Origin of the sequence: Gordonia sp. UBA7599, assembly GCA_002477755.1 — a bacterium.
GTDB lineage: Bacteria > Actinomycetota > Actinomycetes > Mycobacteriales > Mycobacteriaceae > Gordonia.
Map to the genome: position 1 here is coordinate 1 of DLKD01000140.1, position 5,202 is coordinate 5,202.

At 67.4% G+C, this 5,202-nt stretch carries 6 protein-coding genes; 4 read left to right on the top strand and 2 right to left on the bottom strand.

Annotated features, from left to right (window positions below):
• Positions 1-20: 20 nt before the first annotated feature.
• The 4 genes from B4L26_RS16520 (at position 21) to B4L26_RS16535 (ending at position 2,092) form a co-directional block, all read left to right on the top strand.
• On the top strand, positions 21-614 hold the full coding sequence (locus B4L26_RS16520) for a histidine phosphatase family protein (protein WP_290720560.1): 594 nt from the start codon (positions 21-23) through the stop codon (positions 612-614).
• A 118-nt stretch (positions 615-732) separates the two neighbouring features.
• The gene (locus B4L26_RS16525) at positions 733-1,335 is read left to right on the top strand and encodes a TetR/AcrR family transcriptional regulator (RefSeq protein ID WP_290720551.1); all 603 of its coding nucleotides are present in this window, start codon (positions 733-735) and stop codon (positions 1,333-1,335) included.
• A gap of 39 nt (positions 1,336-1,374) precedes the next feature.
• Positions 1,375-1,635: a hypothetical protein gene (locus B4L26_RS16530; protein ID WP_409563469.1), complete on the top strand. Its 261-nt coding sequence runs from the start codon at positions 1,375-1,377 to the stop codon at positions 1,633-1,635.
• Positions 1,622-2,092, top strand: a complete 471-nt coding sequence (locus B4L26_RS16535; RefSeq protein WP_290720554.1) for a DUF5130 family protein — start codon at positions 1,622-1,624, stop codon at positions 2,090-2,092. The genes B4L26_RS16530 and B4L26_RS16535 overlap by 14 nt, the downstream gene beginning before the upstream one ends.
• A 91-nt stretch (positions 2,093-2,183) precedes the next feature.
• Here the strand turns inward: B4L26_RS16535 and B4L26_RS16540 are convergent, their stop codons facing one another.
• Positions 2,184-3,518, bottom strand: coding sequence for a cation:dicarboxylate symporter family transporter (locus B4L26_RS16540; protein ID WP_290720556.1), 1,335 nt, complete (start codon positions 3,516-3,518; stop codon positions 2,184-2,186).
• Positions 3,519-3,550: 32 nt separating this feature from the next.
• Positions 3,551-5,202 (bottom strand): ERAP1-like C-terminal domain-containing protein (locus tag B4L26_RS16545; protein WP_290720558.1); only part of this gene is annotated, 1,652 nt, incomplete at its 5' end.

Below are 5,202 nucleotides of genomic sequence, written 5' to 3' on the forward strand. Positions count from 1 at the left end.
CACAGACCATCTGACACGCCCTGATCGTCCGGCATGGCCAGACCGAATGGTCCCTGTCTGATCAGCACACCAGCCGCACGGACATCGACCTCACCAAACAGGGCGAGGACGATGCGCGGGCTCTGCGGGGGATCGGCGAGCAATCGGACCTGGACCATGCCTACGTCATCGCATCCCCACGGCGACGGGCGCAGCGCACCGCCGAACTGGCGAGCCTGCACATTGATGAGACCAACGAACTGTTCACCGAATGGGACTACGGCGACTACGAAGGGCTGACCCGCAAACAGATCCAGGCCGACGACGAGCCGGATTGGATGATCTGGACGCACGGCGCTCGCGGCGGGGAGTCGGTGGCCGCCATGACTGCGCGCGTCGACCAAGCGGTCCGCCACGTCGACGACCTGCTGGGTGCGCGGGACGTCGTGATCGTCTCGCACGGCCACTTCTCCCGAGCGTTCGTCTGTCGCTTCCTGGGTTGGCCCATCGCCCAGGGCGAAAACATCGATCTCAGGCCCGCGGGAACGGCGCTGCTGCTGGAGACCGATTCCGATCGGCGGCTGTGCGAACTGCGGGGCCCGCTCGGCCAACGACCGTCGTCGACGTCGATCTGAGTGCCCGGCCGTTTCCCGCTTCGCCGCCTCGATCCCGCTTCACCGGTCGGCGAAGCGGGACCGAGACGAGGGCCCGAGATGGCCGATCGGCCCACGACCGACCGCTACACTCCCGCCCATGACCCTTTCCGCCGCTGCGTCGACGCGCGAGCGCCTGCTCGACGTCGCCGAGGAGTTGTTGGCAGACAAGGGCATCCGGGCGACGACCATGAGCACCGTCGCCGAACGGGCTGGAGTGTCGCGGGCCTGGTTGTACCGGCTCTTCCCTGACAAGAATGCACTCGTGGGTGCCGCACTGATCCGCCTCGTCGAGACGACGTGGGAGCGCAACCACGCCGAACTCGCAGCGATCGACGGCTTCGAGAACCGGCTCGTCGCCGGGGTGCAGATCGGTCGACGCGCCTACGACGACCCTGGCGCGATGCTGATGAGGCTGCGCAACGATGAGCCAGAGGAGTTCGGCACGGCCATCGGCGTCGGCGTCGCGGGTCTGGTTCCCGACCTCGCCGCATTCTGGCACCGGTACGTTGCCGAGGCGATCACCGACGGCGAGATCCACCCGGAAACCCATGTCGATGAGGCTGCCGAATGGGTCGCCCGAGTCCTCATCAGCCTCGGAAGCGTGCCCGGAAACCACCTCGACGCCGACGATGCCGAGTCGGTCCGCCGACATTTTCGACGCTATGTTCTCCCCGCGCTGCGATCGCGTCCCTCCGACTGATAAATTCAACCCACAGCCCAAGCGAAAGAGAGGTCGGACGTGATCGAAGACCTGATCGTCCCGGTCGGGATCCCCGTGGTCATCGCGGTGTGCACGGCAGTGCTCCTGTGTGTGCTCTCCATGGTGTGGTTGACCTTTTTCGGCAAGACGCACTACCAGGCTCCCGAGCGGTACACCCTGGATCAGCCGTGGGACCACGCGCCGATCCTCTTCTCGTCCACGGACGTGCCGAACATGGCGCTGCCGGCCCACGCCGAGGCATCTGACACCGAAGGAGGCGCGGCTCATGGCAAGTGGTGACGTCGTTGCGACCCGTCCCGCCGGCGACCTGCCCATCGGCACGGTCGTGACCAACAGCGGGCGCGTCTCCGGGGTCCGGTTCCCCGACTCCGAGGTGCCCGGCTTCCCGTTCTCGCCCGACGAACTCCTCCGGCTCGACGATGCGCTGAGCGAATGCTCGGAGAATGCACGCGTGCGTTTCTCGGTCTACATCGGTGACCTCGGGTCCGACCCGGTCGCCAGTGCGCGCGAGGTCCTGCTCCAGGGCCCCGAGCCCGCTCACGGCGCACTTATCGCCGTGTCGCCGAACTCTAAGGACATCGCCATCGTGTCGGGCAAGGCCGTCGCCGGCCGTATCAACGACCGTGTCGCCGCCCTCGGCGTAACTGCCGCGGCTGGCTCGTTCCGCCGCGACGACCTGATCGACGGCCTCGTGTCGGCGATCCGCGTCATGGCCACCGCCGCCGTCGCACCCTGATCAAGCACTGAAAAACGCCCCCTGGTGAGGCGCCGAGGGAAATCCTCCCCCGGCCACCCATCAGGGGGCGTTTTTCAGTCGTTCGACGAGGTCAATGGGCTGGCGCGGTGACGGCTTGCTCCAAGTCGAACGGGAGTTCCCCGTGCAACACCTGGGTGGCGCGTCCCTTGTCGATGGTGTTGGTCCACGTACCGATCAACAGCGTGCCGACGGCGTTGCCCGAGAAGTTGGTCAACGCGCGAGCCTCGGACATGAAGCGGTCGACGCCGACCACCACAGCGACCCCGTCGAGCAGGTCGGGGCGATGGGCCTGCAACCCGCCGGCCAGCGTCGCCAGGCCGGCGCCGGTCACACCGGCCGCTCCCTTCGAGGCGATCATCATGAACAGCAGCAGGCTGATCTGTTCGCCGAAGGTCATGGGGTCACCGGCGGCGTCGGCGATGAACAGCGACGCCATCGTCAGGTAGATGGCCGTGCCGTCGAGGTTGAACGAGTAGCCGGTGGGGACGACGATGCCGACCGTCGACGTGTTGACCCCCATGTGCTCCATCTTCGCGATCAGTGACGGCAGCGCCGGTTCCGACGACGATGTCGCGACGATCAGCAGGTATTCGCGTGCGAGGTAGCGCGCCAGCCGGAAGATCGAGAACCCGGTCACCGCTCGCAACAACAGGCCGAGGATGACGAAGACGAAGATCAGGCAGGTGGCATAGAAGGCCACGACGAAGACCGCGAGCTCGCGCACCGCCGACCAACCGGTCTGCGACACCACGCCGGCGATCGCGCCGAACGCGCCGATCGGTGCGGTCCACAGGATCATCGACAGCACCTTGAACACCAGCTTCTGGAAGTAGCTCACCGCGGACAGGATCGGCTCGCCCTCCTTGCCCAGCGACTGGATCGCAAACCCGACGAGTAGCGCCACGAAGAGCGCCTGCAGCACCTTGCCCGAGGTCAGCGATGACACCAGCGTGTCCGGGATGATGCCCTGCAGGAACTCGATCGTGCCGCCGGACTCGTGGGCCTTACCGGCCAGTTCGGCGCCCTTGCCCGGGTCGGCTTTGAAGTTCAATCCGGTGCCGGGCTTGAGCAGATTGCCGACGATGAGGCCGAAGCCCAGTGCCACCGTCGACATGATCAGGAAGTAGATGAATGCCAGACCGCCGACCTTGCCGACGGTCGCCGCTTTGCGCACCGATCCGATGCCCAACACGATCGTGCAGAAGATGACCGGCGCGATCATCATCTTGATCAAGCTCACGAACATCGTGCCGAGGAAGGCGACGTCCTTGCCGAACTCGGGTGCGACGAGCCCGACGATGACGCCGGCGATCACGGCGATGATGACCGCGATGTAGAGCCAGTGGGTGCGGTTGGCCTTCGGCTTGGGCGGCGTCGGGGGGAGTTCTTCGATCTCGGTTGCCATGGGGGTGTACTCCTCCACTGAGAAAGACGGGGTTAGCGCGATCCCTCGCGGTCGAACCGCTGGGCCCGCAGGGCCCGCGCAACGCTGTCGCGACCCTCGAGAACGAGTCGACGCAGTGCTGGCGGATGATCGCCCGCGAGGAATCGGTCCGCTCGGGCGAGGCCATCGTCGCTGATGTCCCAGTCAGGGTAGAGGCCCACCACGACGGTTTGTGCGACTTCGCTCGAACGCCGCCCCCACACGTCGGCGATGGTCGCGAAGTACTCGTCGGCGTACGGTGCGAGGACCTCGTTCTGGCCCGGTCCCGCGAAACCCTCGGCGATCGCACGGACGGTGATGTTGGGGAGCGAATCGTCCACCATCGCCGCCTGCCACGCGGCTGCCTTGGCGTCGGTGCTCGGCCGTGCGGCCCGTGCCCCTTCGGCATTGCGGTGGCCGGCCGCGGTCGAATCGCGCTCGCGCTCGGCGTCGATCTCAGGCTGGTCGATCACCCCGGCGGTGGCCAGCGCCTTCACGATGCGCCAGCGCAGGTCGGCGTCGACGGCGAGTCCCGGCAGACCGTGCGAAGCCGGGTCGTCGCCGTCGAGGAGTCCGCGCAGGACGACGTGCTGGTCGGGTGCCGTGACGCCGGTGAGCAGGGTGTTGAGGAACGCGAGCTGGTGGTCGGAGCCGGCCTCGGCGGCACGCGCCAGCTCCAGCAGCCGCGCACTGAACGACGGCCAGCCCTCCTCCCGGGCCCACGCCGGGTCGGCGTACATGCCCAGGGCGGCATTGGCCTGCAGCAGCACCCGCTGGACGACGCCGATCTCGCTCTCGGTGGCGATGCCGCGCGACACCAGGTCGATGTAGGCGCGCGCGGTCATCTCGGCCTGCCGGGTCATCTCCCAGGCGGCCGACCAGATCAGGGTCCGCGGCATCGGATCGGCGATGTCGCTGATGCGCTCGGTAGCCACACGCAACGAATCGGGGTCCAGTCGGATCGATGCGTAGGTGAGGTCGTCGTCGTTGAGCAGGATGAGCTCGCCCGCGTCGACGCCGATCAAGTCGGCGACCTCGGTGCGCCCACCGTCGACGTCGAGTTCGGCGACGGCCTGCCGGACGAGTTTGCCGGCGTCGTCGGACCCGTAGACGCCCACCTTCATGCGGTGCACGCGGGTCTCGCCGGCGCCCGGCGCCGCGCCCTCCTGCACGATTGCGAAACGCGTGAACTTCCCGTCGTCACCGATCTCGAAGTCGGGGCGCATGACGTTGATGCCGGTCGTCTTGAGCCACTGCGCGCCCCAGTGCGAGAGGTCGCGGCCCGACGAGCGCTCCAGCGCCGCGAGCAGGTCGTCGAAGGTCGCGTTGTCGAACTTGTGTGCAGCGAAGTAGTCGCGCAGCCCGGCGAGGAACGGGTCGAGGCCGACGTAGGCGACGAGCTGCTTGAGGACCGAGGCGCCCTTGGCGTAGGTGATGCCGTCGAAGTTCACCTCAACCGCGGCGATGTCGGGGATGTCGGCGGCCACCGGGTGCGTCGAGGGCAGCTGGTCCTGGCGGTAGGCCCACGATTTCTCGACGTTGGCGAACGTCGTCCAAGCCCCGGTGTACTCGGTCGCCGACGCCTGGCACAGCACCGACGCGAAGGTGGCGAACGACTCGTTGAGCCACAGGTCGTCCCACCACGTCATGGTGACCAGGTCGCCGA